Here is a 25,221-nt window from a genome sequence, read left to right as displayed (position 1 = left end):
TGCCAAATGCGTTTGACTCTGGGAAAACGCCCATTTGGCGCGATCCGCGCATTACACAAAACGAGAAAAAATGAGCACCGAACTGGAAATCACCGACATCCGCCTCGGCGACGGCAAAACCGTGGTCAAAGGCGCCCTGATCACCACGCAATACACCGGCACTCTGGAAGACGGCACGGTGTTCGACTCCTCATGGGAACGCGGCAAGCCGTTTCAATGCGTGATCGGCACCGGTCGCGTGATCAAGGGCTGGGACCAGGGGCTGATGGGCATGAAAGTTGGCGGCATTCGCACGTTGTTCGTGCCGGCGCACCTGGCCTACGGCGAGCGCTCGATGGGGGCGCATATCACGCCCAACAGTAATTTGCGGTTTGAGATTGAGTTGCTGGAAGTACTGACGCGGGATGATTGAGGGGCGGTGAACATGGATGTTGTTGAAGCAGGGGAGTTGCCGCGCAGTTCGATAGCGGGCATTCGGGTAGTTGAGCTGACCCTTGAGGGTGAAGCCGAGTTGCAGCGCTTTTTCGAAGCAGCCCCGGAATATTTTCTCGCGGTCAACGGTGAGCCAGCCACACCCACGGAGGCTCGGGATGAGTTGACTCTTGAACTGCCCGACACCTGGAGCTACACGCGGATGTATTGGATTGGCTACCGCAATGCCGAAGGGCAGTTGGTTGCGGTGGTGAATGTGGCGTCGGATCTGTTGGCGGTCGGGGTTTGGCATATCGGGTTGCTGTTGGTGGCCACGCCGTTGCATGGCAGCGGTTTTGCGCGGCAGTTGCATGCCGATTTCCAGGATTGGGTAGTGAGCCTGGGCGCACGCTGGTTGCGGTTGACGGTGGTGGTGGGGAACGTCAAGGCTGAGCGGTTCTGGCCCCGGCTTGGGTATGTTCAGGTGCGGACTCGGGATGGCGTCGAGATGGGGCGGCAGGTGAATCGGGTTTCCATTCAGGTGAAGGCGTTGGCGGGTGGGGCGATCAATGAGTATTTGGCGCTGGTGGAGCGTGATCGACCGTCTTCTGCGTAGCAGCTGTCGAGCCTGGGAGAGGCTGCGTTCGGCGACTCGGTGGAGTGTCTGGCTTGATGATCGCAGTGTGGCCGACGCAGCCTCGCTTGGGCTCGACAGCTGCTACGGAGGGGAGAGCTGCGCAGTGGTGCGTACCTGAACCCTCCCTGAAGAACCTGCCCAAACCCATCGGGTAAATTTTCCTACGGTTTACTCTCATTAATTCGGAGCGTAAGCTTCGCGCGTTTTCATCAATAGCGGAGACCCTCAGTGGGTACTTGTTCGAGTGACAGTCGTCGGCCGGTCTCGATAACCGGCACATACTTGGCAAGATAACGCGCATTTTTCCGATGCCGTTGTCTCGCCCAGAAGCGAGAAGCGGCATTTCGATGGCGGCCAGTCCTGGCCCGATTCCGAATTCCCTCTCATCGACGCTTAACAGTACGTGATGCCTTGCATCGCGGTACTGCGGACGCGCCTGTCGTTTGCGACGGGCGGGCCTGTCCTGTCGTGCCCGTGACTCAATCACGGCCCAGGATGGTCGTACCTGGCCGAAGGTTTCCTCGCGTAAGTTTGGCTGGTAATGAATAGGGAAGACGCCTATGCAAGCAATCAACAACATCAACCTCAACTCGCTGATCGACACGCTGGTCAGCCTCACCGCGGCCTTCATTCTCGGTGGCCTGATCGGGTTTGAGCGTCAGTACCGCCAGCGCACGGCGGGGCTGCGCACCAACGTGCTGGTGGCGGTGGGAGCGGCGATTTTCGTCGACATGGCCAACCGCCTGGGCGGCGCCGAAGGGGCGGTGCGGGTCGTGGCCTATGTGGTCTCGGGCATCGGTTTTCTCGGTGCCGGTGTGATCATGCGTGAAGAAGGCAACGTGCGCGGCCTGAATACTGCGGCCACGCTCTGGGCGTCGGCGGCGGTGGGTGCCTGTGCCGGTGCCGACCTGATCCTCGAAGCGCTGCTCGGTACACTGTTTGTGCTGGCGGCCAACACGCTGCTGCGCCCGATCGTCAATAACATCAACCGCCAGCCACTGGACGTGGTGTCGGCCGAGGTGACCAACATTCTGTATGTGGTGGCCCGGCGTACCCAGCAGAAGGCGGTATTGGCCTTGCTCGAAGCCGAACTTGCTCGCTGCAACTACCCGGCCAGTGATGTGGACGTACGTCCCTTTGGTCCTGAAGAGGTGGAAATCGAGGCGACGCTGGCCGTGACCTCGGTAGACGGTGACGAACTGGATGCGCTGGTGGCGCGTATTTCCACTTCAGCCCTCGTGGTGCAAGCGTTCTGGAGTCCGAGTACCACCGACTAGGCCGCCTTGGCGCCCCCGGGACCGGCTCTTTACTATGCTTGTGGTGAGGAAAAATCCTACATTCAGCTGGGACTATCCCTTCAGTTGTTACGCCGTTCCATTGGTAAGGTTGCGCGCTTGCGACTAGCCAGGCACGCAGGTGCCGCCTACCTAGGGTTATGCGCTGTTCAAATGGAGGGACCCGACTGCTGCTTGTAGGACTGTTCAGTTCCGTTCGTCGGAACTGTCATTTCTCACAGGTAGATAGGTCCCGTGTGATGTGTAACGGTACTGAATCCTCCCAGGGGAGCCTTATGAGCAAAGCTTTAATCGTGGATGACCATCCATTTATCCGCGCAACCGTCCGCTACTTGCTGAAGCAGGAAGGCTTCGACACGATCTTCGAGGCCGGCAACGGCGCCGATGCCATGCAGATTGCCCGGGAGGAGCGCCCCGAGCTGATCATCCTCGACCTGGCGATGCCGAAGCTGGGTGGCCTGGAGGTGATCAGCCGGATCAAGGCGCTGGGCCTGCCGTGCAAGATCCTGGTGCTGACGTCCTACCTGGCGGTGTTTTTTTCCACCCGCTGCATGCGTGCCGGCGCGATGGGGTTTGTCGCCAAGACCGGCGAGCTGGATGAGCTGCAAAAAGCGATCAAGGCCGTGATGTCCAACTACAGCTGCTTTCCGAGCCTGCCCACCAGCTCGGTGCGCCGCGACGATTTGCAATCCACCGAGCAGGACCTGGTGGCAGAGCTTTCCGACCGCGAGCTGACCGTACTGCAGAAGCTGGCGCTGGGGTTGGGTAACAAGGAAGTTGCCGAGGACATGTTGCTCAGCCACAAGACCATCAGCACTTATAAAACCCGACTGAAGGAGAAGCTGCGGATGTCGTCGGTGGTGCATTTGTCCAAGTTCGCCCAGCGCAATCATCTGATCTGAAATGATCAACTTTCGGGTCTTGTGGCTCAGCGCAAGTGTGCTGCTGGGCGCGCTCTGCACACAAGGCCTGGCGCTTGGCGAGCCGCGCACCCTGTATCTGTTGGGGCATTCCGTCATTGAAACGCCCGCCGTACGGTTGCATGAAACGCAGTGGAGCTGGCTGCGCGAACGGCGCCGGTTGTTGATGGGCATCTCTGGGCCCGACTACGCACCATTCGAGTTGAGCACCAGCGATGAACTCGAGGGGATTACGGCGGATTACGCGTCGCTGATCGCCGATGCGCTGAACATCACGATAGAAGTGCGCCGCTACGACAATCGCGATGAAGTCATCACCGCGCTCAAGCGTGGCGAGGTGGATTTTGTGGGATCTGCCAACGGCTACGAGGCGGCAGACCCGCAGCTGGTACTCTCGCGCTCCTATGCCATGGATCAACCGACCCTTGTCACCCGCACGGGTGACAGCCAGGGCCTGAGCAGCGACCTGGCCGATAAACGTGTGGCGATGTTTTATCACTACATGCAGCCTGACGCGGTGCAGGCGTTTTACCCCAATGCCCGGATCCAGCTGTTCCCTTCAACCTTCGAGGCCATCGGCGCGGTTGCGTTCGGCCATGCAGATGTTTACCTCGGCGATGCAATCAGCACCAACTACTTGATCAACAGGAACCACCTGAACAACGTCCGCATGGCCGATTTCTCGTCACTTGAGGTCAATCCCTTCGCGTTTGCATTTTCCCGGGACAACGCGCGCTTGCTGTCGATCATCAATGCGGCACTGGCGGTGATCCCGGTCAGCGAGCAGATGGAAATCCTTCGGCGCTGGAGTGCCGGCAACCTGGGGTTCCTGGGGGCGGACCGGCTGCGCTTGAGTGCCAGTGAACAGCGTTGGCTGGACAAGAACCCGAGAATAAAGGTCGCGGTACTCGACAAGTTTCTGCCGGTTTCATTTATCGACAAGCAGGGCGCGTTCGAAGGGTTGAGCGCCGAGGTGCTGGCCCGCATCAGCTTGCGCACGGGATTGAAGTTTGACTTCATTCCCGGCACCTCGATGCTCCGGCAAATCGACAGGGTCAACACCGGTGGTGCAGACATGATCGCGGTGGTCACCCCCAGCGTCGAGCGCACGGACAAGGTACGCATTACCCGGCCTTACCTGACCAATCCGTTTGTGTTGGTCAGTCGCATTGATGACGGCAGCCCCCTTACCCTGGAAGACATGGCCGGCAAGCGCCTGGCGCTGATTGGCAGCAATAGCCTGCAGGAGGGCATCGCCCAGGACTATCCGAGCATCAAGTTCGTGGACGTCGAGAACCCCGAGCACGGCATGGAGCTGGTGGCCGATGGCGGTGCCGATGCCGCCGTCAATACCTTGATCAGCGCCCGCTACATGATTGCCCGCGAGTACCGTGACCGGTTGCGGATCACCAGCACGGTCGGGTCCGAGCCGGCCCGCATAGCCTTTGGCGTCAACCGCAGCCAACTGGAGTTGTATTCGATCCTCGACAAGGCGCTGCTGAGTATTACGCCCCAGGAAATGGACGAATTGGCTGGCCACTGGCGTAGCGAGGTATTGGTTGAAGACAGCTACTGGGCGCGGCACCGCAATGCGATTATTCAAGGTTTCAGCCTGGCGGCGCTGCTGTTGCTGATCACCCTCGGCTGGGCGATTTATCTGCGTCAGCTGATACGCAAGCGCGTCGAGGCCGAACGGGCGCTGAGTGATCAGATGCGCTTTATGGGCGTGCTGATCGACGGCACGCCCCATCCGATTTATGTGCGTGATCGCCTGGGCCGGCTGATGGCATGCAATAGCGCTTACCTTGATGTGTTCGGTTTCAAGCTGGAGGACGTGACCGGTAAAACCGTGGTCGAGACCGACACCGGCAATCGCCCCCAGGCCGAGTCTTTTCATCAGGATTACCTGCGCTTGATGGAGCGGGGCGAGCCACAGATCCAGGACCGCGTGCTCAAGGTGCCGGGCGGTGCGGTCCTGACCATCTACCACTGGATGCTGCCGTACCGCGACGGTAATGAGCAGGTGGTGGGCATGATCGCCGGCTGGGTGGATGTCAGCGAAAGGCAGCAACTGCTCGGCCAGTTGCAGGAGGCCAAGGAGGATGCCGACGCGGCCAACCGCGCCAAGACCACGTTTCTCGCGACCATGAGCCATGAAATTCGCACGCCCATGAACGCCGTGATCGGCATGATCGAACTGGCCCTGAAAGCCGCCGAGCAGAACCGGGCCGACCGCGATGCGCTGGAGGTGGCCGCCGATGCGTCACGGGGCATGCTGGAATTGATCGGCGATATCCTCGATATCGCGCGTATAGAATCGGGCCACCTGTCCCTGACCCTCGAGCCTTCGAACCTGCACGAGTTGCTGGCGTCGGTGGCGCGGGTTTTCGAGGGGCTGGCGCGGGCCAGGGGCCTGGTACTGCAGGTGGAGCTCGACCCGCTGATTGATCGGTACGTGCTGGTGGACCCGATGCGCTTCAAGCAAGTGGTGTCGAACCTTTTGAGCAACGCGATCAAGTTCACCCCTCACGGCCGGGTGCGGCTTGGCGCGTCCGGCTCGTCGGCGATTGCCAGCGGCTACTTGAACCTCAGGCTGTGGGTGGAAGACACCGGCATCGGCATCAGTGTCGAAGACCAGAAGCGCCTGTTCAACCCGTTTATCCAGGGCAGCAACACTGCGCAATCGGCGCGCAGCGGTTCGGGCCTGGGCCTGGTCATCAGCCGCAACCTGTGCGAGATGATGGGGGGACAATTGCAATTGAGCAGCCTGCTGGGGCAGGGCACTCGGGTGGATGTCACCCTGGAGCTGGCAGTCGCCGACACCACGCTGATGCCGCCCGTACCGGTTGCCGTGGAAACTCCGCCGGCCCACGCGCTGAACATTCTGGTGGTGGATGACTACCCGGCCAACCGGCTGCTGCTGGCCCGGCAATTGAGCTTCCTGGGGCACCGGATCACCACCGCCGAAGATGGCGTCGAGGGGCTTGAGTTGTGGCTGTCCGGGCATTTTGACGGGGTGATTACCGACTGCAATATGCCGTTCAAGGACGGTTATGAGTTGGCGCGGGATATCCGCACCCTGGAGAGCGAGCGTGGCCTGGCGCCGTGCCTGTTGCTGGGGTTTACCGCCAACGCCCAGCCCGAGGAAGCCGAGCGCTGCCGGCAGGCGGGCATGGATGGCTGCCTGTTCAAACCCACCGGGCTTGAGGATTTGCATTCGGCCCTGGCGCGGCGCACGGCCACACCTTCGGTGGCGCCCGGCACCACGGATGAACTGGCGGCAGACTTTGACTTGAGCCACCTTGAGAAACTGACCGGCGGGGATATCGACGCGGTGAAGGAGCTGCTGGCGCCCTTGCTCGACAGCCTTGAGGCAGACCATGGGCAGCTGGTGAACCTGCAACGCAAGGCAGACTTTGCCGGCCTGCATGACCTGGCCCATCGCACCAAGGGCGGGGCAAAGATGGTCAAGGCCCATGCACTGATGGTTTGCTGCGAGGTATTGGAAAGCGTTTGTGAACGTCAGGCCCGCGACGAATTGGCCAGTGCCGTCGATGGCATGGATGAAGCGCTCGCGCACCTGCACCACGCGCTGTCGGGGTATTGCAATCAGACTTGACCGGTGCGGAGGGGTATTGAGCTGTTTGGGACAACTCCTACGTGAAGGTGGAACAAGCCTTATTTAGTCTTCGGAATATGTCTGGAAAATAGTGCGTCCAGTCCTTCACGAGCGCTTCTTGCTCAGGTGTTCGCCATGCCAAACAAAGCACTGACCCTCCTGATCGCCGATGAACAGCATCTGCAACGACTGTACATCGAAAAAATGCTCAACCAACTGGGCTACTACCGCATCGTTCCGGTGCAGACGTTCGAAGAAGTGCGGATCCTCACGGCGATTCCGGCCAGGCCGTTCGATGTGCTGATCATCAACGCCGGGCTGGCAGACAGCGACGGCGGGGTGCTTGCCTTCCAGGAACAGCACCCGCAGATTCGCCATGTGCTGGTCTACGATATCCGCGAACTGGGCACGCCGGCCGCCGCACCAACCCTGCTGGTGCGCCTGCCGGGTACGCCGGACAGCATCAACCTCGAACACTTCATGGACATCATCGACCCGCCGTCAGCCACCGACGGGTTGCGGGTGTTGCCGTGGCTGCGGGAGTTGTCCGGCAGCCCTGCGGCTTAGTCCCAGTTCGGCGCGATGCCTTTGGGGCTGGTCAGCCGATGGCCACGCTCCAGGGCGGCGATCTGCGCCATGTCAGCGTCACTCAGGGTCAGGTCCAGAGCCTTGAGGTTGCTGGCCAGGTTGGCGCGCTTGGTCGAGGACGGGATCACCGCGTAACCCAGTTGCATGGCCCACGCCAGGGTCACTTGCGCCGGGGTTGCCTGATGACGTTCGGCGATCTGCTGGATCACTGGGTCCTTCAGCACTTCGCCGTAGGCCAGGGTCATGTAGGAAGTGATCTGGATGCCATGGGCCTTGGCAAACTCCGCCACGGTGCGGTTTTGCAGGTACGGGTGCAGTTCCACCTGGTTGGTCGCGATGTGCTCGGCACCGACGGCGGCAATTGCCTGCTTCATCAGGTCGACGGTGAAGTTGGAAATACCGATCTGACGGGTCAGGCCCTGGCGCTTGGCTTCCAGCAACTGGCCCATGAACTCGGCGACCGGTACCTGGTCTTCCGGCGATGGCCAGTGGATCAGGGTCAGGTCCAGGTAGTCGGTCTGGAGTTTGCGCAGGCTTTCCTTGAGGCTGGGAATCAGCTGGCCTTCGGCGAAGTTGGCGATCCAGATCTTGCTGGTGATGAACAGCTCGTCCCTTGGGATGCCGCTGTCGGCGATGGCCTGGCCGACGTCGGCTTCGTTTTCGTAGATTTGTGCGGTGTCGATGACGCGATAGCCCAGCTCCAGGCCGGTGCTGACGGAGTCGATGACGACCTGGCCTTGCAGGCGGAACGTGCCGAGGCCGAATGCGGGAATGGACATGAGTGACTCCTGAAGTGATGTGAACAATGGAGTCGAGTATCGGCCTCTCGTTCCTTCGGAAAAACCGCTGAATCCGAAAAGGACTCTTTACCAAAAGTCATGAGTGGCCGGCGGGTGGTCACACGATATCCCTCGAGAGCGGTCTTACCGGGTAGATGCGGGGGGCTGTCGGACATTTCGGGCGTTACTTGATAAGGGGCGCCTCTTTTAACCAGCAGGAGCTAGCGCAAGGACCAAATGCTCAAGGCCTTACAGCACCGAGAAACCTTGAGCAGTGGTCTGAACAGTCGAGTTCAGGGTGAACCGTCCTTGAGGGTCTGGAAGGCTTTTACGCGCTTGACCAGGCTTTTCTTGCTGGCCGAATCGGCACTGTTGAACAGGAACGAAAAGTCCGAGGCCAGGGTCGAGCTGCCGGCGATGGTCGCGTACTGATGACAGGCATTGCAGTTATCGCCCTGGACGTAGGTCTCCAGGGTGGTGTTGGCCACCGGTACGTTGCCCTGGCTGATAAACGGCCCGTAGGACAGCGGCACTTGCGCACTGACACCCGGTTCCGGCTGGGTGGGCGGGTTGGGGGTGAGGGTCCAGAGTACGTTGATCAGTTTGTAGTACTGGAACACCGACTTGCCCTGGCTCTGCTGGGCAAAATTGGCCTGCACCGCGCCGTTAAGCGCCTGCAGTTCAGTGGGCAGCGGATGTTCCCGGGTGGTCTGCACGGGTTGGTCCCGTGGAAACGGCTCGGTGCAGTCGCGGTCCGGATGCTGCTGCTTGCACTGGATACGCGCAACGTTCGGCGTGCATTCGGGGCCGGTGCCGCAGTTCGGGTTATTGAAGGCAAAGCTGTCGGGCGGCGTTTGTTGTGGCGGCACCTGGTCGGGTTCCGGCACGTTGTCCACTTGCTCGAAGGTGGTCCAGATGAAGTTGGGCGAGGCCTGGGTCTTGTTGATGATATGCAGGCCCACCAGGCCCACCACTTGCTGGGTGCACTGCAAGGTGGCCGGGTTTTTGAGCCAGGCGACGGTGGTCAGGTAACGCCCGTAGAGCTCGGGTTTGCCGGTGAGGATTCGCCATGCTGCCTTGACCTCCAGAGCTCCCAGTTGCTCCTGCGGCACCGGGTTGGGCGGCAGCGAGCGCATGGGTTCACCGATGGGCAAGGACAGCCCGCCGGGGTTCTGGTTGTCGAGGTTCTGCGCGACTTTCAGCTGGTTGGCCGCGTCGTACAGCCCTTTGCTGACGATGTAGTCGAACTCGGCCTTGCCCACCTTGCGTTCAAAAAACACCAGGTTCTGCGACTGGTCCGTCAGCCAGCCGCCGGAGGCTTCCATGATCGGGTCCGGAATCGAGGCCAGGGTGCCGCTGGACAGGTGAAACCCATGCCGCGCGTTGATCGCGCTTTCGGAGGTGGCGGTCATGAACTTGCGCGCCCCCACCGACATCGCCCTGAGGCTGCCCTGGGTGCTGCAATTGGACGGCACCAGGGTTTGCACGCCCCAGCCGGTGGGCGCGGGCGCGCCGGGCAGGAAGATATCGTTGGCATCCTTGTAGCTGGCCCATACCGGCGCCACGCTCATCGGCTGGCCGGAGGCAGTCGGTACGCCGAATTGCGCCAGGGTACTGTTCATGTCCGGCTCACCCGCGAGGGCAGGCGTGGCTGGCCAACCGGGATTCACCGGCCAGTTCAGGGCAATGAACAACTGCCAGCCAAAGCAATTCATGAAGCTCTGGCCGGTGGCGTTGAAGTTGTTGATCGGCAGGAAGCCGCCGCTTTTCGGGTTGAACACCAACTGTTGCTGCACGCAAGCGTCGGCGTCGGAAGTGGGGGATGCGTAGGCGGCCTGCATGGCGAACAGGCTCAGCACCACACTGGTCAGCAGCGATAAAACACTCAAGCGTAACCTGGACATCATCGCGCTCCTTGCAAGCAGGTAAAGCCGCACCCTGGGTGGGTGCGGCTGATGGGCTGTATCAGTCAGGCGCCAGGCACCAGCGCCAATCCGGATTCCCATGGGTGTTCCGCCGCGCTGGGGTTATCGGCTTCGCTCGGGTTGAGGGCGCGCACTGTCACCAGCCCCGGTGCGGCAGTGGGGCTTACGGTGATGGTCAGCAGGTAGCCCTGGGTGCCACCGGAGTTGGTTTGCCCGGGGATGGCCGAGGCATCCGGCAGGAACTTTGTGACCTGCGCCGTCACCCCAGGATTGGAGAATTGCACCCGCGCCGTCTCGGCGGTGGTCTTGAGGTCGGCGCCTTGCACCACCAGGGCAAACTGCCCGCTGGTGCCGGGTGCCAGCCAGGCCGGCAGGTCGGTGGGTGACTGCCCGTAGAACAGGTCCAGCGGCAGCAGCTGTACCGGCCAGGGTTGCACACCGTTGACCCGGTCCGTCACGCACGGGCAGGAATCCGGTGTCGGGCTGATGGGCGTGGTTGTCACACTCAGGCCCACCAGCAACTGCTGGGCAATCACCCACACGTAGTCGATCGGCTGGCCGCTGATGGTGATGTCGTTGATCGAAAACCCGGCGCTGACCGGCACTTCAAACACCGCTTGCAGAATCTGGTCGGAGCCGTTGGCGGCGGACTTGGCGGTGCCACGGGTGATTTTCCAGTACTGGCTGACGTCCTGGCCCTGGGGGCCTTTCCACGCCGAGAAGTCGGTGGGTTGTTGCAGGTACAGGCCGATGGGGTTGGTCAGGGAGAGCCGGTTATTCACTGCCACGCTGTTGGCCGAGAAACCGATATGCGGATCGGAGTTGCGGTAGTTCTGCCCGTATTGCGCGCAGCAGATCAACGCCTGGGAATTCTGGCTGCTGCTCAATGGCCGCAGGATGGTCGCCGCGGCAGCCAGGTACACCTCGGCGCTCAGGGTGTTGGGGCCGGAGGTCAGGTGCATCGCACCGCCGTACTGGCCAGGCACACAGGCGGTGCCGGCGTTCCATTTGTTGACGGTGTCGTAGGCCGGTTGACCGGTGGTGGGGTCGATGACCGGGTCGCCGGCCTTACCGGTCGGGCAGTCGGCGGTGTAGCGCAGGTACAGGTCTTCGAGTTGCACCTGTGGGTCGATGTAGTCGCGATACAGCCCCAGTACAGCAGTCGGATCGATGCGCCACATGGCCAGGAAATACGCCGGGTTTTCGCAAGTGAAGGTGATCTTGCGCATGTTGCCGTCGGCATCGCGCACGATGGACCACTCGCAATATTCGTCAAGCCAGCCACGGGGGCCAGAGGGCGAGAAATCCTTGTACTTGCCTTGCCAGTCGATGCTCGGGCAGCGAGTGACGGGCAGTTGCAGCAGGGTGCCTTGCTTGTTCGGGTCGTAGAGCATGTACAGGGTGTTGTTGATCGTAATCTGGCCGTTGTCGGTCAGCTCCATCACCTGTTGCATGGACATGGCCTTGCCGCCCAACTGTGGAATCACCGCCGTGCCGTTGTTGTAGAAAAACGTCCACAGCCGATTGGGGAAGGGCGCCCAGGTAATCGCCGGCGGCGTGGTGGGGCCGTAGCCTTCCACCAGTGGGTTGTAATAGCCCGAGCGCGGCGCGTCATTGAGGCCCGACCACGGGTTGCCGATGATCGCGGACTGGGTCCAGCCGGTGAGGTCGTTGTTCCAGTCGGTTTCAAACTGCGGCAACTGGTTTTCCAGGCCCAGCTTGTTGTAGTCCTTGGGAGCTTGCCCGGCGGGAGAGGTGAATTGTTTGAAGGGTGTGCTCATGTCGATTCTCCAGGTGTTGTTGTGGTGGAAACGGAGCAGCAACCGGCACTGGGAGCAGGGCCGGCGACGGTTTGGCGCGGGTCGTCCCACACCAGTTGGGCGATAAAGCCAGGCAGCGGCGCGTACTCTTGCGGCGTCAACACCCGGGCACTATCGAGATGGGTCACCACCACGGATAACTGCGTGGTGTCAGTGGGGCGAAGGTTCAATGCGGCAGCAGTGCGCGCGGCATTCAGCGCGCGTGACACGCCATGGGTGATGCAGCGGCCCTTGTCATCCACCAGGCCCATGCCGATGCGACTGAAGCGCCCGACATAGTGCGGATTGTCGGCGCTCACCTGCTGCGGCGTGGCGTCGGGCTGGTTGAGGAATACGTCGATCAGGTAGGTGTCGTGGGTGCAGCGCACATGGTCGAACACCACCCACGGGCCCAGGCTTGCGGTTTGTTCCTGCGCTTGCATCGGCGTCGAACTTTGCTGGCAGCAGGCTTTTGCGGCCGGGCGGCGGGTGCCAAAGGGCGGTGCGACGGGCACACCGTAGTCATAGCCGATATGCCGACTGTCCTGGGCCATGTCCCCCAGGGTGGTGTAGCGCCAGGCGTCGGCACTGGTGAAGGTGACATCGTCGGCCTTGCTGCCGGCAAACGGCTGGAGCAGGCACTGGGTGGTGTACTGCGCTGCCGGGTGGGCGCGGATCCAGACCTCCAGCATCCGGTCGATATTGGCGTGGTAGGAGCTGAACACCGGGTCGAACGCGGTGTAGGCGTTGTCGGCCATGTCGCCGCCGATCCAGCCGTGATAGTTGTCGTGGGGCTGCTCGTAGAGCCCGTCGAAATTCAGCGCGCGGTTGGGGTACAGGTCATCTTCCTGGGGGGGATCAAACACCGGGATGTTCGCCCAGGGATAACCTGGCACGCCCTGGGGCTGGCTGAAGGTGTTGAACTTCAGGGCATCGACCACCTGTTGCTGGAAAATCCGGCTCATGCCGTACAACTGGGTGCGTTCGACGCGCTGCGTCTCGCCCTGGGTGTAGAACAGCGGGTTGCGTTGCACGAAGCGGCAGTCCACACCGGGTACCCTGGCTTTTTCACAGACCTTCGAACAACCGTCCTTGGCAGCGGCGTAGCGCAACGGATTAGGGCGAACCTCGCCGGTGTGCGGGTGCACGTAGGTTTCATCGAGAAACGCCTGGGGCAAGCCGGCCTGGGGGCTGCCGTCGACACTGGCGTCTTCGGCCATCCAGTCCCAGTAGGGGATGGGGCAGTCGATCAGCGCTTCCAGGTACAGCAGATAGGCCCGGTGCCACAGGGCAAACGCTTCCTGGTAATGCAGGCACCAGTTGGTGTGGATATAGGCGTAACGCTGCCAAGGGGAGCCGCTGTCGGCGTTGGCCACCTGCATTACGTCATCGAGGCGTGAGCGGTATAGGTTCAGTTGTTCCTGTGTCAGTGCGCGAATGTCCTGGCGCACGCGTTTGACCGGGTGAGGCAGGTCGGGTGGGGGGATGCGTTCTGCCTCGTCGAACGGTGAGGCGGGAGTGAGGCGCCAGCCCTGGTTGACCCACAGCCTGAAGGTTTCCAGCGCGTCGATGGGCCAGAACTGCTGCTGGTCGAGGGTCAGCGGCATGCTGCGGGAGGCCAGGTGCTGGTAGATGGTTTCGGACCAGGTCTTGACGGAGGCGGGGTCTTCGAGGAATACGAAGTAGGCGTTCATGCAGCCCACCCAGGAGGCGGCGACGGCGGCGCGTTGCTCTTGGGGGATCCAGTAGGGGGCGCTGAATAGGCCGTGGATATCGGTGGCCCATGTCGGTTTCGCGACTATCATAAGATCCCTCTCATGCGGCCCCGGTGCCTGATTTGGCTGGGCTGCTAAGCTGGATTGATGTTAGTGCGCCACCGCGCAGGATTTGTGCAAATTGGTGGGTGTTTACGGTGGATTCATTGCAGTTTTTTCAAGGAAGATATGGAAAAAATGACAGATGCCATGGATTTGAAGATTCTGGGGAAATTGCAAAGGGATTGCAGTCAGAGTCTGGAGTTGTTGAGTGACAGTGTCGGGCTGTCTTCAACCAGTTGTTACCGGCGTATCAGGCGGTTGGAGAGTGTCGGGATTATCAAGGCCAAGGTGGCGGTGCTGGATGAGCGCAAGCTTGGGATTCAGGTTACGGCGTTCTTCCTGATCAAGCTTGATAGGGACAGCAATGATATCGACCGCAAGATGCAGCATATCCTGGCGAGTCATCCGGAGATTCAGGACTGTTATCTGCTGACCGGGGAGTTTGATTTTGTGATGGTGGCGAAGTTTCGGGATGCCACTGAGTACACTGATTATATCTATCGGTTTTTAGAGATTTATCGGGATATTCCGATTCGTACTTATTCGTCTACTTTGGTGGTGCGGACGGTTAAGAAGTCTTATGAACTGCCGTTGCCGGGGTCTTTGGTTTGAGTACATATCCGTTTCTTCGGTAACGGCCGCTTATGGTTCCGCTCTTACAGCGGGTCACTTTTGGCAAACGCCCGGAATGCCGGCCCAGCCAAAAGTAACCAAAAGGTCTCTGCTCCACCACTCGGTGCCTCGCCTAGGCTCGGCATGCCCGCACTCCGTGGTTCCGCTTTTCTGTGGGAGCTGGCTTGCCTGCGATGCAGACAACTCGGTTTTTCAGATACACCGAGGCGATGCCATCGCAGGCAAGCCAGCTCCCACATTTGAACCGTGCCCGCTTTAACTTTTGATTTTGCTTCACAACACTCCAAAAGTGAGCCGCTGTAAGAGCGGAACCAATACCAGCCCTGACCGCAGCAACGGATATGCCCACCTCACCCCGCCCCAAAAAAGAAGCTTTTATGACAAAAGTTCGGTAGTCCCCAGCGACCCCCGTCTTGGCTATGTAACGCGCTCAACACCGCCAAAAAAGGCGACGTCAGAGCCGCAAGCAGGATGCCAGGAGTGGGGCGAATGGGAACTATGGAACGTTACTCGAAAGTCGGCATGCAGGAGCTCGACCAGCGCCTGTCAAAGATCGTCGAAGCCGCACGCAAAAAACCGGTCTCGGTCTACCGCTATGGCGCACCGTGGGTATGGATCGTCTCCCAGGACGACTGGCAAGGCGCGCTCAAGGAAGTCTCCAGCTACATCCCCGCAGGCCATTCACTGGTCTTGCTGCGCCCGCAGATCGACGACATCCTCGACCTCCACCGCGACCTGCTCCAGGCCCAACCCGGCACCCAGATCGCCCCCCAGACCGTCTTGCAGATCCTGCTGCTGCAACTCCTGTACTCAGTCCCCAACGAACAGCAACTGCACGAACAACTCAACTACAACCTGCTGTTCCGCTGGTTCGTCGGCCTCGACCTGAACCAGAAAGTCTGGGGCATCAACCTCCTGCAACGCGACATCGCCACGTTCCTGAACAACCCGCAGGCGGTGCAGTTGATCCAGAAAATCATCGGTGAAGTGTTCTGTGGCGCCTTGCTGCACATGCCGGAGTTCTCCCTGAACTTCGCCCTGCTGCACACCTGGCTCGCCCGGCACGGCAACACCTCGATATCCAGCAATTGAACAGGCCAAACGCCGGGCAAACGGCGACGGCAATCATTCTTAGTAGACCAGGGGGCGGTGTGGAGCATCTGTTCAAATCAACGCTGGCGCTGTGCTGGCTGACGCTGGGTGCACTGGCGCAACCGCTACAGGCCGAAGAGCAGGGCACCCAGCCCGAGCCTCCGGCACGGCTGGTGGACGTCAACGAGTACTTCGTGCGCGGCAACACCGTGCTCGACGCTCGTGCGATCGAAGAGGCGGTGTACCCGTTTCTCGGCCCGCAAAAGACCCTCGCCGACATCGAAGGCGCCCGGGATGCCTTGCAGAAGATCTATCAGGCACGCGGCTATCAGTCGGTGTTCGTCGAACTGCCGGAGCAGAAGGTCGATGACGGAATCGTCTACCTGCAGGTCAGCGAAACCAAGGTCGGGCGCGTCCGCGTGGTCGGCGCCAAGCACTATTCGCCGGTGGAAATCCGCGACGAAGTACCCGGCTTGAAGGAGGGCGCGGTTCCGGATTTCACCAGCGTGCAAACCCAACTCGCCGGCCTCAATCGCAGCGCCGGGCGGCAGGTCACGCCGCTGGTCCGCGAAGGCCAACGCCCCGGCACCATGGACGTCGACCTGCAGGTGGAAGACCAGAACCCCTGGCACGCCAGCCTCGGCCTGAACAACGACTACAGCGCCGACACCAAGGAGCTGCGCAGCGTCGCGACCCTGGGTTACGACAACCTCTGGCAACTGGGCCACAGCATTTCCCTGACCTACTTCACCGCGCCCCAGGACAGCGACAACGCCAAGGTCTGGTCGGGCTCCTACACCGCGCCGCTGACTGATCGCTGGAGCCTGCAGTTCTCCGGTTATCAGTCCGACAGCAACATCGCCACCATCGGCGGCAGCAACGTGTTGGGCAAGGGCCATTCCTACGGCGTGTCGGCGATCTACAGCCTGCCGGCCAGTGGCAATTGGGCCAATTCGTTCTCTGCCGGGGTCGACTTCAAGGACTTCAAGGAGCAGATGAAGTTTGGCGGCAGCACGGACGATATCCCGCTGAAGTACGCACCGCTGACCTTCGGCTACAACGGCTACCGCTACACCGAGCAGTCGCAATTGGGGCTGGGCTTGAGCCTGGTGGTGGGTACCCGCGCGTTCTTCGGCTACGGCAGCGACGCCGAGGAGTTCCAGTACAAGCGTGACAAGGCCAGCCCGAGTTTTGCGGTGCTCAAGGGTGACCTGAATTACACCTACACCTTCGGCAACGACTGGCAGTCGGCGTCCAAGGCCGGCTTCCAGCTGGCCTCGGGGCCGCTGGTGTCCAACGAGCAATATTCCGCTGGCGGCGCTACGTCGGTACGCGGGTATCTCGCCGCCGAGCGCACCGGCGACGAAGGCTACCTGTTGTCCCAGGAGCTGCGCACGCCGTCCCTGGCCAAGTTCCTCGGCAGCTACGTGCAGGAGTGGCGCTTCTATGCGTTTGCCGAAGGCGCACGCCTGCGCCTGCATGACCCGCTGCCCGAGCAGGAAGACGAATACAGCCTGGCCAGTGTCGGCCTCGGCACCCGTGCCAGTTTGAGCAAGTGGTTGTCCGGCAGCCTGGATTGGGGCTACCCGCTGCTTGAAGGCCCAAATACCCAGAAACAGGACTCGCGACTGCACTTCAGTGTGCAGGCGACTTTCTGACCCCTTTTTTCGGAGACTCCTGACATGCAACGCCTATTTCTGAGCCTGTTGATCTGCCTGGGCTTCGCGCTCCCGGCCACCGCCCATGCCTGGTGGCAGGACGATTGGCACTACCGTAAACAGATCACGGTGGACACCACCTCCCAGGGCGCAGCCATCAGCCAGGCCCTGGGCCGCACCGCGCTGCTGGTGCGCCTGCACACCGGCAACTTCAGCTTTGACGGGGTCAAGGACGACGGCGCCGACCTGCGCTTTGTCAGCGCCGATGACAAGACCGTGTTCAACCACCAGATCGAAAGCTTCGACCCGCTGATGGGCATGGCGCTGATCTGGGTCGATGTGCCCAAGGTCGAAGGCGGCCAGCGCCAGGACCTGTGGATGTACTACGGCAACCAGAAGGCGCCGGCCACCGCCAACGGCCAGTTGACCTTCGACCCGAACTACACCGCGCTCTACCACTTCGACGGCGCCAACGGCACGCCGCCCCGGGACACCACGGCCTACGGCAACACTGTCGTGAACGCCACCGGTGCGAGCATCGACGGCGTGATCGGCCGGGCCTTGCAGTTCAGTGGCCAGCCGTTGCTGCTGCCAGCCAGCCCGTCGCTGCAACACGCAGCGGGCGGCGCCTTCACTTTCAGCGCCTGGTTGCGGGTCGACCAGGCCAGCGGCGAGCAAGTGGTGGTGGCCCGTCGCGAGGGCGCCCACAGCCTGTTGCTGGGCTTGAACCAGGGCATGCCGTTTATTGAAATCGACGGCCAGCGCGCCGTCTCGACCCAGCCGCTGAACCCCGGCCAATGGCAGCACCTGGCGTTCACCGCCGAGGGCGACAAGGTCTCGCTGTACGTCAACGGCCGTGAGACCGCGACCCTCGCAGTGGCGATGCCGGCGTTCAATTCGCCACTGGCCATCGGTGCCGATTTGCCGGAAGCCGCCGGCGGGCACCTGCCGTTTACCGGGGCCATGGACGAACTGCGCTTGTCCAAGGTCGCGCGCCCGGCAGCCCTGTTGCTGGCTGATGCCACGGCCCAGGGCGCCGAGTCGAAACTGGTGGCCTATGGCGTGGATGAAGAACAGTCGGGCTTCGGCTTCGGCAGCCTGGGGTTCCTGCTCAAGGCGGTGCCGGTGGATGCCTGGGTGATCATCCTGGTGCTGGTGGGGATGATGTTCCAGTCGTGGTTCATCATGCTCCGCAAGAACCGCCAGGTCAGTCGCGTGAGTGCTGCCAACGATATCTTCCGCGAGCAATTCGCACAGATCGGTACGCGCCTGGAGATGTACTACGACGACGCGTTGCTGGCCGAGCGCCTGACCCATTCCTCGCTGTGGCGCCTGTACCGGGTCGCGGTCAAGGAAATCCGCACTCGCCGCGCCCAGGGCGCCGACACCTCGTCGGTCTCGGCAGCCACCATCGAAGCCATCCGCTGCTCCATGGACGGCGTGCGTACCCGGGAAAACCAGCAACTCGGCGCCAAGCTGTCGACCCTCTCCAACGCGATTGCCGGTGGCCCGTATATCGGCCTGCTCGGCACCGTGCTGGGGATCATGGTGGTGTTCCTCGGCACGGCGATGGCCGGCGACGTGAACATCAACGCCATCGCCCCGGGTATGGCGGCGGCCTTGCTGGCCACGGCCATGGGCCTGTTTGTCGCGATCCCCGCGCTGTTTGGCTACAACCGCCTGATTACCCGCAACAAGGAAGTCAGCGCCGACATGCGCGTGTTCGTCGACGAGTTCATCACCCGCCTGGCGGAGATGCACGGCGAGAGCCAGCACAGTGAAGCGGCGCACCGTCGCGACCACCACGCCCACGTCCCGGCCTGAGGAGAATCAGCATGGCTTCCGTGAATGCCTCCCACGACGATGACGATGACGCACCCGTCGACAGCATCAACATCACGCCCCTGGTGGACGTGCTGATGGTGGTGTTGGTGATGTTTATCCTCACCGCCACCGCCCAGGTCTCGGGGATCCAGATCCACCTGCCCAAGGCCAGTGCTTCGGTATCGCTGTCCGAGGCCAAGACCAAGGCCATCTCGGTGAACGATGGCGGCCAGGTGTTTCTCGACGCTTACCCGGTGACCTTGCCTGAACTCGAAGAGCGCCTGCGCATCGAGAAAGCGCTGAACCCGGACTTCCCGGTGATCGTGCGCGGCGACGCCATGGTGCAGTACCAGAAGGTCATCGAAGTACTCGACCTGCTGCGTCGCCTGGAGCTGTCCCAGGTCGGGCTGGTCACCGGCAAACCGAGCCAGGGCTGAGTCATGACCGCACAGATGCCGATCGCGCCGACGCCCCTCAAGAACAAGCCGCCATTGCGCCCGCTGAAGTGGGGCATTGGCCTGCTGCTGGGCGCCGTGGCTGCCTGGTTTCTCTGGCAGTGGGCCAATGACATGAGTGGCGTGCGCCGTGAAGCGCCCAAGGTGCCGACGATTATTCCGTTGCCACCACCGCCACCACCGCCGCCGGAAAAACCCAAGGAACCGGAGCCCGAGGTGCAGGAAAAAATCCCCGAGCCGGAACCCACGCCGACCCCCGACGAGGTCAAGCCCGAGGAAGAGGCACCGCCTTCGCCAGCAGACGACCTGGCCAACCCGATGCAGATCGACGGCGACGCTCAGTCCGGTACCGACGGTTTCAACATCGGTGCCGGCAAGGGCGGCGGCATGGCCGGTTCCGGTGGTGGCGGGCTCGGTACCGGGACGTTCAAGCAGTACCTGGCCGGGGTGTTCCAGCGCCTGCTGCGGGAAGACCCGGAGCTGCGCAAGAAGGCCTACACGGTGCAGGCCGACCTGTGGCTGAGCGCAGACGGCGAGGTGACGCGCGTGGAGCTGGCCAAGTCCAGCGGCGACGCCGACACCGACGCCCAGGTGCTGGCCGCATTGCGTGCCACACCGCGGCTGAAGGAACGCACACCCGCCTCAATGACCCTGCCGGTACGCCTGTCCCTCAAGGGCCGGCGCCCGGATTGATCGAACCCTTTTTTGCAGTTTTCTACAGGAGTTGTGTGCAGATGATTTCCCACGTGAATCGATTGACCCTGGCGGTCGGCATGGTCATCGCGACCCTGGTCGGCCAGGCGACGGCCGCCGCCGCGCCTTCGGAAAACGCCACGATCAACCTGATCCGCCTGCTGGTGCAGCAAGGTGTGCTCAAGCAGGAACAGGCCGACGGGCTGATCGCCCAGGCTGAAAAAGAGGCTCAGCAGGCACGTCAGGCCAGCACCGCCACGGCGGTAGCGACAGGCCCAGAGGCGGCCCCCGGCGATGTGCGGGTGCAGTACGTGCCGGCCGCGGTGCGCGACCAGATTCGCGACCAGGTCAAGGCCGAGGTCATGGCCACCGCCAAGCAGGAAAACTGGGCCCAGCCCAACACGTTCCCGGAGTGGGTCTCGCGCATCAGCTTCGACGGCGATATTCGCCTGCGGGATGAGTCGCGCTATTTCTCGGGCAACAACAGCAATGAAATCGTCGATTACGCCAAGCTCAACGACAGCGGCCCCTACGACGTGAACAAGAACACCAACACCAAATTGCCGCCGCTGCTCAACACCCGCGAAGACCGCGAGAACCTGTTCCGCCTGCGCGCCCGCCTGGGCATGAAAGCCGTTATCTCGCCGGAATGGACCGCCGGCATCCGCCTCGGCACCGGCAACGACAACAACCCGGTGTCCACCACCCAGACCCTGGGCGGCGGCTTCGGCAAGAAAGACATCTGGCTCGACCAGGGCTACCTCACCTGGAAGACCACCGACTACATGACCCTGACCGCCGGACGTTTTGCCAACCCGTTCTATTCCACCGACATGATGTATTCCGGCGACCTCAACTTCGACGGTGTGGCGGCGATCTTCAACCACAAGCTCAACAGCGACTGGGGCCTGTTCGGCACCCTCGGCGCGTTCCCGGTGGAATACAGCCCCGACACCGCCACCACCAACGGCTTCGACAAGGACGAGAGCGAAAACAAATGGCTGTTCGGCGGGCAGATCGGCGCCGACTGGAAGATCAACCGCAGCAACAGCCTGAAGGGCTCGATGGCCTACTACCACTTCGGCGATATCCAGGGCGAACGCTCCAGCCCTTGCTCGCCGTGGGCCGGCCAGCCGGCGTGCGATACCGATGGCACGCGCCTGGCCTTCATGCAGAAGGGCAACAGCGTGTTCCTGCTGCGAGACATCACCCCCAACCCGGCAACGCCTGGCCTCACCCCGCAACCGCAATTCGTCGGCCTGGCGTCCAAGTTCAATGTGCTGGACCTCAACCTGGCGTGGGACAGCGAGCTGCCGGAAGACCTCAAGCTGCGCAGCCAGACCAACTTCATCCACAACCTGGCCTACGACAAGGGCGAGATGCTCAAGCGCAGCGAAGGCCAGATCGTCAACAACCTCAACAGCGACGGCCAGTTTGAAAGTGGCGGCAATGCGCTGCTGGTGCAGTTCACCCTCGGCAGTGCGCTGGAGATGCGCAAGAAGGGCGACTGGAACGTGCTGGCCGGCTACAAATACATCCAGCCGGATGCCTTGCCGGACGGCTTCAACGACTCCTCGTTCCACCTTGGCGGCACCAACGCCAAGGGCTATTTCATCGGTGCCAACTACGGCCTCGACAAGAACATCTACGCCAGTGCCCGCTGGCTCAGCGCCTCCGAAGTGTATGGCGCGCCGTTTGAAGTGGATGTCATGCAACTGGAACTCAACACGCGCTTCTGATGCGCCGGAGAAAGCTCATGAACACGCGAATTTGCGGCCTGCTTCTACTGCTCGTTACCACCGGCGCTTCGGCTGAAGGCATGGAGGAGCGCCTGCGCACTCAGCTGCGCAGCACCACCCAGCAGTTGCAGGCGCTGCAAAGCGAGCAGGCCCAGGCCAGTGCCGCACGCATCGCCGCCGAAACCCAGGCCAAGCAGGCCCAGGCGCAGGTCAAGCAACTGACCGCCGAACTGGAAAAGACCCGTGGCGTGGCCGAGCAACTGGTGGGCCAGCAACAGAGTCTGCACAGCCAGGCCCAGGCCCAGGTGGCCGCGAGCAATGAGCAGGTGGGCAAGTTCAAGAAAGCCTATGAAGACTTGCTGGTAATCGCCCGGGGCAAAGAAACCGAGCGCGCACGCTTGCAGGCGCAACTCACGGAACGTGACACACAAGTGCAGCAATGTTCAGTCAAGAATCAACAGATGTACGACGTGGCCCAGCAGTTGCTGACGGCCTACGAAAAAATCGACGTGGCCGACGTGATGAGCATCCGCCAACCGTTCGCCAGCAGCACCCGGGTCAAGTTCGAGGAACTCGCCCAGGGTTTTGGTGACGGCCTTTACCTTAATCGGTTCGATGCTCCACAGACCGTCACTAATCATTGATCGACAAAGAAGATACCCCTATGAGCGACGTACAACTGATCACCAGCGTGACCCCGCAAGCCTTGACCGAGCTGCTGCAGGAAGCCGGCTACCGAGTCAACCAGACCGAGCAGAACGGCATCGTGCAATTGCTCAGCGCAAGCCAGGGCATCGGCTTCGCCGTGCGTTTCGGCAACCCGGCGGCAGAGCAGGGCAGCTATGTGGACTTCACCTACAGCTGCGCGCTGCGGGTGCAGGGCGAATTGCCCGAGGGGCTGGCCCAGGTCTGGAACGCTTCCCGACGTTTTGCGCGGTTGTCGTTGCAGGGTGAGTTCCTGCTGATGGAGATGGACGTGGTGGCCGCCGGCGTGGGTGCGCCGTACTTGCGCAATCAGCTGGAATTGTGGGACCGCCTGCTGCAGGAGTTCATCGTCTACCTGCGTGAATACAGCCAGCAAGCCGCCCAGCTTCAAGCCCAGGCCGACGCCGCGCCTGCCGTCGATGCCCGTGAAGAGGCGCCTGCCCTGTGAAGAAACCAACCCTGGTGGTCGGCGCTGGCGCCCTGGTGGTGCTGGCGGTCGCGGTGGGGTTGAGCCTGCGGCCGGGCAGTGACCCGGTCGCAGCCCAGCAGCCGGCGCCGGTGGCCGTGAAGGACGGGCCGGCGGTGGCGCGCCTGGGTAACCAGCAGATCGACCTCGCCGAACTCAAGTCGGTGTTGGCCGCCTTGCCGGTGGAAACCCGCGAGCAGTTGCGTGGCAACCGTGGCTCCCTGGAAACCTGGCTGCGTTCGCGCCTGGCGCAAAAGGCCGTGCTTGAACAGGCCGATGCCCAGGGCTGGCGGCAGCGCCCGGAGGTGGAGCAGCAAACCCGCGCCGCCACCGAGCAGATCGTGTTTCGCGACTACATGTTGTCGGTCAGCCAGGTGCCGACGGATTACCCCAGCGCCGCTGAATTGCAGCAAGCCTATGACAGCGGAAAGGCACAATGGGTGACGCCGCCGTTGTACCAGGTCAGCCAGATTTTCCTGGCCGTGAGCGACCCGCAAACCGTCGACAATGTGCGCCGCCAGGCCCAGGAGTTGAGCCGCAAGGCGCAGGCCTCGCCAGGCGAGTTTGCCGCCCTGGCCAGCCAGTATTCCCAGGACCCCGACAGCGCCCGGCGCGGTGGCGATTCCGGGATGCAGCCATTGCAGCAATTGGTGCCTGAAATGCGCGGTGTGGTGGCGCGGCTCAAGACGGGCGGGGTGTCGGAGCCGGTGCAGAGTGCGGCGGGTTTTCACGTGCTCAAACTCACTGGGCAACAACCGGCGCGCACGGCCACGCTGGATGAACTGCGTGGCCGCCTGACCGAGGCCTTGCGTGCGCAACGCCAGGAGCAGATTGCCAAGGCCTACCTGGAAGGCATGCTCAATACCGCGACCTTGAGTATCGACGGCGCCGAGCTGAACAAGGTGCTGGAGTAAAACCGTATCACCGCATTGGATGCACAGTACCCACAAGACAGGGAGTCTCCCATGGTATTTGTTGAACCGGCTGTACCCCACGGCGTCGCGCCTTATCGTGCGTCGACCGAATCCCGCGAGGCCTGGCTGGCCCTGGCGGCCGCGATCGAGCCCGAGGTGGCGCAGTATTTCCTGATCAGCGCCCGCTGTGGGTGTTTCATGCAGGCGGCTCGCAGCCTCAATATCAAGGCCACGCAGTTGCGCAAGCGCCTGGCGCAGCTGGAAGAGCAACTGCGGCGTTCGCTGTTCAGCTATCAGGGCAATGTCCTGGCCCTGAGTCGTGAAGGGCAGCAGTTGCAGGCGCAGTTGATTGCCCTGGCGCATGAGCGACGCTTGCCGGTGCTGGAGCAACCGTTGATTCGGCTGGCGGTTGCCGAGTCGATCCTGCATGACATTCTGGGGCGGGACCTGATTGCGCTGTTGCGGCGCAATGCGAGTGTGCGGCTGGAGATCATTTCCATCGACAGCGAGTTGGGGTTGCAGGCGCTGGATGCGGATGTGGTGGTGTGGTTGTCGGGGATGGATTCGCCGGGGGCGGGGCCGAGTTTTGCCATTGGGGCGCCGGAGGTGTTGGCGCGGTTGGATTATTCGCCGCATATTGCCAAGCGGTATTCGCGGTTGGCAGTGCGGCCGGACAGCATTGAAGACCTTGCGGATTATATGTTGGTGCAGTGGCAGCCGGACCGGCAGGTGGAGGCGCTGCGGCCGTGGAATAGCCTGGTGGAGCAGCGGCTGGCGGGGGTGGTGCGGGTGGAAGCGTATCCGCTGATGCTGGAGATGATTCGGTGCAGTGCGTGTATTGGGTTGTTGCCGCGGTATATGAGTTGTTTTGATCGTGGGTTGACGGCGTTGGATGGGGTGTTTCTGGAGGGGATGCAGCGGCAGGTCTGGATGGGGGTGAGTGCTGATGTGCGGCATCCGCTGGAGGTGGGGTGGGTGGTGGAGATGATTCGGAATACGTTTCTTGAGCGGGGGGAGTGGTTTGATTGATTGAGTACATATCCGTTTCTTCGGTAACGGCTACTTATGGTTCCGCTCTTACAGCGGGTCACTTTTTTACAAACGCCTAAAAAAGTAACCAAAAAACGCTTTGCCCCACCACTCGGTGCCTCGCCTAGGCTCGGCATGCCCGCACTCCGGCACGGCTCCGCGGGCCGCCGCGACGGGCCATCCATGGCCCGGCGCGGCTAAATCGGCATCCTTGCCGATTTAC

The 25,221-nt window shown here is 62.0% G+C and carries 21 protein-coding genes; 17 read left to right on the top strand and 4 right to left on the bottom strand.

What is annotated here, in order from left to right; genetic code table 11:
- The first annotated feature begins 70 nt into the window (after window positions 1-70).
- The 6 genes from HX817_RS06690 (at window position 71) to HX817_RS06665 (ending at window position 7,449) form a co-directional block, all read left to right on the top strand.
- Window positions 71-412 carry an FKBP-type peptidyl-prolyl cis-trans isomerase gene (locus HX817_RS06690; RefSeq protein ID WP_003211564.1) on the top strand — a complete coding sequence of 114 codons (342 nt, stop codon included), beginning with the start codon at window positions 71-73 and terminating at the stop codon, window positions 410-412.
- A gap of 12 nt (window positions 413-424) precedes the next feature.
- A complete protein-coding gene (locus HX817_RS06685; RefSeq protein WP_177040007.1) occupies window positions 425-1,027 on the top strand; it encodes an N-acetyltransferase in 603 nt (200 codons plus the stop codon).
- Between the two features lie 581 nt (window positions 1,028-1,608).
- Complete coding sequence (locus tag HX817_RS06680; protein ID WP_003211562.1) at window positions 1,609-2,325, top strand: MgtC/SapB family protein; 717 nt, start codon at window positions 1,609-1,611, stop codon at window positions 2,323-2,325.
- Between the two features lie 293 nt (window positions 2,326-2,618).
- Entirely contained in the window at window positions 2,619-3,245 is a 627-nt protein-coding gene (locus HX817_RS06675; RefSeq protein WP_177040006.1) for a response regulator transcription factor, read from the top strand.
- Window position 3,246: 1 nt separating this feature from the next.
- The gene (locus HX817_RS06670) at window positions 3,247-6,882 is read left to right on the top strand and encodes a transporter substrate-binding domain-containing protein (protein ID WP_177040005.1); all 3,636 of its coding nucleotides are present in this window, start codon (window positions 3,247-3,249) and stop codon (window positions 6,880-6,882) included.
- Between the two features lie 135 nt (window positions 6,883-7,017).
- Window positions 7,018-7,449 carry a hypothetical protein gene (locus HX817_RS06665; protein ID WP_003211555.1) on the top strand — a complete coding sequence of 144 codons (432 nt, stop codon included), beginning with the start codon at window positions 7,018-7,020 and terminating at the stop codon, window positions 7,447-7,449.
- Here the strand turns inward: HX817_RS06665 and dkgB are convergent.
- From dkgB to HX817_RS06645, 4 genes are all read right to left on the bottom strand, one after another.
- Window positions 7,446-8,249, bottom strand: a complete 804-nt coding sequence (gene dkgB, locus HX817_RS06660) for a 2,5-didehydrogluconate reductase DkgB (protein ID WP_003211554.1) — start codon at window positions 8,247-8,249, stop codon at window positions 7,446-7,448. The two genes, HX817_RS06665 and dkgB, sit on opposite strands and share 4 nt — an antisense overlap.
- Before the next feature lie 293 nt (window positions 8,250-8,542).
- Window positions 8,543-10,153 carry a hypothetical protein gene (locus HX817_RS06655; protein ID WP_008435854.1) on the bottom strand — a complete coding sequence of 537 codons (1,611 nt, stop codon included), beginning with the start codon at window positions 10,151-10,153 and terminating at the stop codon, window positions 8,543-8,545.
- Between the two features lie 65 nt (window positions 10,154-10,218).
- Window positions 10,219-11,955: a hypothetical protein gene (locus HX817_RS06650; RefSeq protein WP_177040004.1), complete on the bottom strand. Its 1,737-nt coding sequence runs from the start codon at window positions 11,953-11,955 to the stop codon at window positions 10,219-10,221.
- The gene (locus HX817_RS06645; protein WP_177040003.1) at window positions 11,952-13,778 is read right to left on the bottom strand and encodes a tyrosinase family protein; all 1,827 of its coding nucleotides are present in this window, start codon (window positions 13,776-13,778) and stop codon (window positions 11,952-11,954) included. Before HX817_RS06645 ends, HX817_RS06650 begins: the two co-directional genes overlap by 4 nt.
- A 159-nt stretch (window positions 13,779-13,937) precedes the next feature.
- On the opposite strand from HX817_RS06645, the gene HX817_RS06640 reads away from it, so the two are divergent.
- The 11 genes from HX817_RS06640 to HX817_RS06590 all read left to right on the top strand — a co-directional run bounded on the left by HX817_RS06640 (window position 13,938) and on the right by HX817_RS06590 (window position 24,998).
- On the top strand, window positions 13,938-14,402 hold the full coding sequence (locus tag HX817_RS06640) for an Lrp/AsnC family transcriptional regulator (protein WP_032899475.1): 465 nt from the start codon (window positions 13,938-13,940) through the stop codon (window positions 14,400-14,402).
- Window positions 14,403-14,921: 519 nt separating this feature from the next.
- Window positions 14,922-15,515: a transposase gene (locus HX817_RS06635; protein WP_087694077.1), complete on the top strand. Its 594-nt coding sequence runs from the start codon at window positions 14,922-14,924 to the stop codon at window positions 15,513-15,515.
- Between the two features lie 59 nt (window positions 15,516-15,574).
- Complete coding sequence (locus HX817_RS06630; protein WP_008430334.1) at window positions 15,575-17,173, top strand: ShlB/FhaC/HecB family hemolysin secretion/activation protein; 1,599 nt, start codon at window positions 15,575-15,577, stop codon at window positions 17,171-17,173.
- Between the two features lie 24 nt (window positions 17,174-17,197).
- A complete protein-coding gene (locus HX817_RS06625) occupies window positions 17,198-18,997 on the top strand; it encodes a DUF2341 domain-containing protein (protein WP_177040002.1) in 1,800 nt (599 codons plus the stop codon).
- A gap of 11 nt (window positions 18,998-19,008) precedes the next feature.
- Window positions 19,009-19,434, top strand: a complete 426-nt coding sequence (locus HX817_RS06620) for a biopolymer transporter ExbD (RefSeq protein WP_003211540.1) — start codon at window positions 19,009-19,011, stop codon at window positions 19,432-19,434.
- 3 nt (window positions 19,435-19,437) lie between these two features.
- Window positions 19,438-20,145 (top strand): energy transducer TonB, encoded by a 708-nt coding sequence (locus HX817_RS06615; protein WP_177021673.1) that lies wholly within the window; start codon window positions 19,438-19,440, stop codon window positions 20,143-20,145.
- Between the two features lie 41 nt (window positions 20,146-20,186).
- Window positions 20,187-21,884, top strand: a complete 1,698-nt coding sequence (locus HX817_RS06610) for a putative porin (RefSeq protein ID WP_177040001.1) — start codon at window positions 20,187-20,189, stop codon at window positions 21,882-21,884.
- Window positions 21,885-21,901: 17 nt separating this feature from the next.
- Entirely contained in the window at window positions 21,902-22,528 is a 627-nt protein-coding gene (locus HX817_RS06605; protein ID WP_008430322.1) for a hypothetical protein, read from the top strand.
- 20 nt (window positions 22,529-22,548) lie between these two features.
- Complete coding sequence (locus HX817_RS06600; RefSeq protein WP_008430320.1) at window positions 22,549-23,037, top strand: YbjN domain-containing protein; 489 nt, start codon at window positions 22,549-22,551, stop codon at window positions 23,035-23,037.
- Window positions 23,034-23,969: a peptidylprolyl isomerase gene (locus HX817_RS06595; protein ID WP_177040000.1), complete on the top strand. Its 936-nt coding sequence runs from the start codon at window positions 23,034-23,036 to the stop codon at window positions 23,967-23,969. The genes HX817_RS06600 and HX817_RS06595 overlap by 4 nt, the downstream gene beginning before the upstream one ends.
- Window positions 23,970-24,020: 51 nt before the next feature.
- Entirely contained in the window at window positions 24,021-24,998 is a 978-nt protein-coding gene (locus HX817_RS06590; protein WP_003211527.1) for a LysR family transcriptional regulator, read from the top strand.
- The last annotated feature ends 223 nt before the right edge of the window (window positions 24,999-25,221 follow it).

The sequence above is a fragment of the Pseudomonas sp. C6002 genome, assembly GCF_013385805.1.
Taxonomy (GTDB): domain Bacteria; phylum Pseudomonadota; class Gammaproteobacteria; order Pseudomonadales; family Pseudomonadaceae; genus Aquipseudomonas.
Note: the sequence above shows the minus strand (reverse complement) of the source record. Positions and strands in the feature narration are given on the sequence as shown.